The 3586-nt window shown below is 62.7% G+C and carries 2 protein-coding genes; both read right to left on the reverse strand.

Annotation, left to right across the window (positions count from 1 at the left end; genetic code table 11):
• Positions 1-205: 205 nt before the first annotated feature.
• Positions 206-2167, reverse strand: a complete 1962-nt coding sequence (locus NW837_RS09245; RefSeq protein WP_414330912.1) for a tetratricopeptide repeat protein — start codon at positions 2165-2167, stop codon at positions 206-208.
• A 41-nt stretch (positions 2168-2208) separates the two neighbouring features.
• A partial coding sequence (locus NW837_RS09250) for a site-2 protease family protein (RefSeq protein WP_414330915.1) occupies positions 2209-3586 on the reverse strand: 1378 nt, incomplete at its 5' end.

Consider the following 3586-nt stretch of genomic DNA (forward strand, 5'->3'; position numbering starts at 1 on the left):
GGAATACCACGGCAATCTCTTTCAGGCGCGTTGAAAGGGAGGGCAAGTTGTCGGGGGCGTTTTCCGGCCTGGGGAACTGACCGGGAGCAGACTCAGAAGACATGGGCAAAGCCCGGCAAGACAACCCCGCCTATCCTGCCATCTGTCCGGGATCCCTTCAAGAGGACAACACTCGCCCGTTTATCCTTTCACCCAAACTGCCCCCTCAGGTCTTCAGGCTTCGCAACCACTCTTCCAGAGCGCGGATCGGCGCGGGATCCCGGTAGACGCGATCTTGACGTGCTTTCACCTGCTGGCCCATTTGCTCTCGCCACTCTGGATCCAAGCCCAACCGACTGGCAATCTGGACGTATTCATCGAGGTTATGAGCGATGGTATCGAGAATCCCCATCTGCTGCAGGATGGCGTAGGTGTGGCGGCCCCGCATCAGGGATCCGGGCAAGGTGACGATGGGCAGGCCGTGGGGCAGGGCTTCCAGGGTGGTGTTGCCCCCTGACCAGCCGAGGCTATCCAGGTAAATATCCCCCAGGGCGTTGTAGGCGGCATATTCTGCAGGCGAGAGTTCCGGTAGGAGCACCACATACTCTTCGGCAGCTAGGTCATAGGCTTGAAAGGCTCGTCGCAGCCGCTGCCAAAAGCGCTCGCGGATCCCTTGGGAGAGGCGGCCCCGCAAAAATAGAAATTGACACTTCCCCACTTCCCGGGCGATGCGGGGGAACACCTCGTCGTACTGAGGTAAGTACTTGAATAGGGATTGGGCGCAGAGGTAAAGCACCCTGTCGGGATCCACCCCCCAAGCTTGCCAGTCCACAGGGGCGGGGTCAACTTCTAGGGGAATATAGTAGGTGCCGATGCCAGGCAGGGGCAGGAGCTGCTCGGTGTAATGGCCGGCCCCGTCCGGCGGCTCCATCAGCTCGCTGCTGAGGAAAACGTCTATTGTCGGCAGGCCAGAAGTTTGCGGGTGGCCCCAGGCCATCGCCTGTACCGGCGCCAAGCGGAGGGCGGCCAGTTGGGCACAGACCGGGTCAATGCCCACTTCCGGGTAGAGGAGCACATCCAGCTGTGCCTCTCGAATAGCCGCTTGCCATTCTTCTATGCTGCGGGATCCGGCCACAAAGTGCTCAAAACGAGGGGGCAGGGAGCACGTGACCTCATCTTGGATGACCGAGGTGTGGAAGCCGTAGAGGGCCACTTGAGCACGATCCAGGGCTTCTACCCAGCCGCGAGTCAGGATCTTCCAAACGGAGTGATCCCGAAACAGGCCGGAGACAATGCCCACCCGCACTCGGCCAGGATGTCGCTGCCAGAGGACGGAGGGCTGGGGATAGCGGGCCGCCATCACGTCCCTCACCAAGGATCCGTAGAGCTGCTGCAGATCGCGGTCGTTCTGGCCTTGGTAGGGCAAAAAGAAGGGTTGGACGGAGCCGATCCCGGCAGCTGCTCGCTCCAGGGTTTCGGGATCCCGCGGCAGGTGTTCCCAGCGGCCCTTCACCTGTTGTAGGGCTTGGCAGTAGCGCTCCCGAGCCACGGAAACTTGGTCTGCCGAGGCGTACAGCAAGGGCAACTGGCTAACACACCAGCCCAGGGCCGCGGCCAAGTCGGCGGGATCCGCTTGCCAGAGTTGGTAGAACAGCTCCGCCGCTTCCTCCTCCCGGCCACAATCCCGCAGCAGGATGGCCAGGGTGTAGGCGGCATCGGCAAAGTCCGGCTGCAGCTCCAGGGCCTGTCCCAAGGGGACAAGGGCCGCCTCCAAATCCCCCTGCTGCCGCAGCACCAGCCCCAGCTGGTACAAAACTTCCGCGTCCGGCCCCCCCTGCTCTAGGGCCAGTTGCAGGTGAGTTTTCGCCTCCGCCAGCTGCCCCGCCTGCTTGAGAACAATTCCCAAATTAAAGTGGGCGTCGGGAAACCAGGGCTGGTGGGCAAGGGCCTGCCGGATCAGGGCAATCGCGTCGTCCAGGGATCCCTGTTGCTGCCGACAGACCCCCAAGAGGTGCAGTGCCTCGGGGTGGGTGGGCTGGGCTTGCAGCACCTGCTGGTAAAGTGAGACAGCCTGTGGCCATTGCCCTGCCTGGTGATGGCGAACGGCTTGGGCCAACAGACGCTGCAGGTGCTCTCCTCTGTCCTTTCCAGCTCTGCCTAGGCCAAAGCCTTTCCCCGGTCCAGACACAGTGAGCTCCTCTCGCCGGCGGATCCTGGGCCTCTACCCCATCAGCCGTTGGGGAAATTGAGAAAGCCCGCCAAGGCCGGAGCAATCGGCAACAGGGTCATGACCATCAAAAAGAGGGCCAGCAATGCCAAAGCATCCCGCTGACCGTCGGTTTCAGTAATCTCATCCTGCGGTGGACGCTCTGGCTCGCGGGCGATGAACAGGATCAGCAGCGCCCAGTAGAGGGCCAAGACGTTGCTGATGGCCGCCACCGCCAAGGCAATCAGGGTGATGAAGGTGGCGCGGGCCGCCGTCTTCCGCCCGTACACCGCCTGCACAATGCGACCCCCGTCCAGCTGCCCTGCCGGCAGCAGGCTCAAGGCGGTGATTGCCAGGCCAATCCAGCCCACGGCAACAAAAGGATGAATGGGAACCAGCTCCGCCTGCAACTGGGATCCCAGCACCAGCCGCGCTAGGGTGCCTACCAGGATGGAGCTGCGGAAGATCTCCGTGGGCACATACAGACCCTCGGAGCCGGAGAGCTTCAGGCCAGCCAAGAGCACCAGCAGCGACAGGATCCCGCTCGCTGCCGGGCCGGCAAAGGCAATGTCGAAGAGGGCCTTGCGGCTGGGCACCGGCGATTGGATGCGGTTTAGGGATCCCAGCGTGCCAATGCCCAAGCTGGGGATAACAAAGGCAGGGCTGAGGCGCACCCCGTACTTGCCCGCCATCCAGCGGTGTCCGGTCTCGTGCACCAGCAAGATGGCGAAGATCCCGGCTGCCACCGGCAGGGCTTCCACCCAGCGCCCCGGCGCATCCAACAGCCGGAAGCCCAAGAGATTGGCCCCCACCTCCAACGTGGCGACGAAGCTGAAGACCAGCAACGCCCCCGCCAGGATCTGCGCCCCCACGGAAGCGCGGTAATTGACGATGGGATCCGGCAAGACCACCACCGCCGGCTTTTCCGCCGGATCCTCCACCAAAAAGAGCTGGTAGCGACGGCCCACCTGCTCTTTGAGCTTCTCCACCAGCAGGGGTACCACCACCTCCGCCTCCTGGCGCAGGTTGCCCTTAAAAATCGCCCCTTCCCCATAGGGGACGGTCTCGGTGACGAAAAAGGTATCGAGGCCGAAAATAGACTGAATGGCCTGCAGATCCTCAGCCGAGATCCGCTGCAGAACCGCAGGCGCTTCCAAAGGCGCCTCCCCTGCCGAAGGGGCTTCCCCCTGCTCTTCCAGACGAGCCAACTGCTCGCGACGGGCCTGCAGCTCCTGCTGGGCCAACTGGCGGGTCTTGCGCCCCACAGCAATGTAAAGCCCTGTAAAGACCAACAGCAACACCAGGAAGCCTGCAAAATTGAGGTAGATTCCCAGCAGCAGCAGCCCCAGGAAAACCACCCACGGCAACAAGAGCAGGGATCCCTGTAACCACACCCAAACG

It is taken from the genome of Synechococcus sp. R6-10, assembly GCF_047461815.1.
Taxonomy (GTDB): domain Bacteria; phylum Cyanobacteriota; class Cyanobacteriia; order Thermostichales; family Thermostichaceae; genus Thermostichus.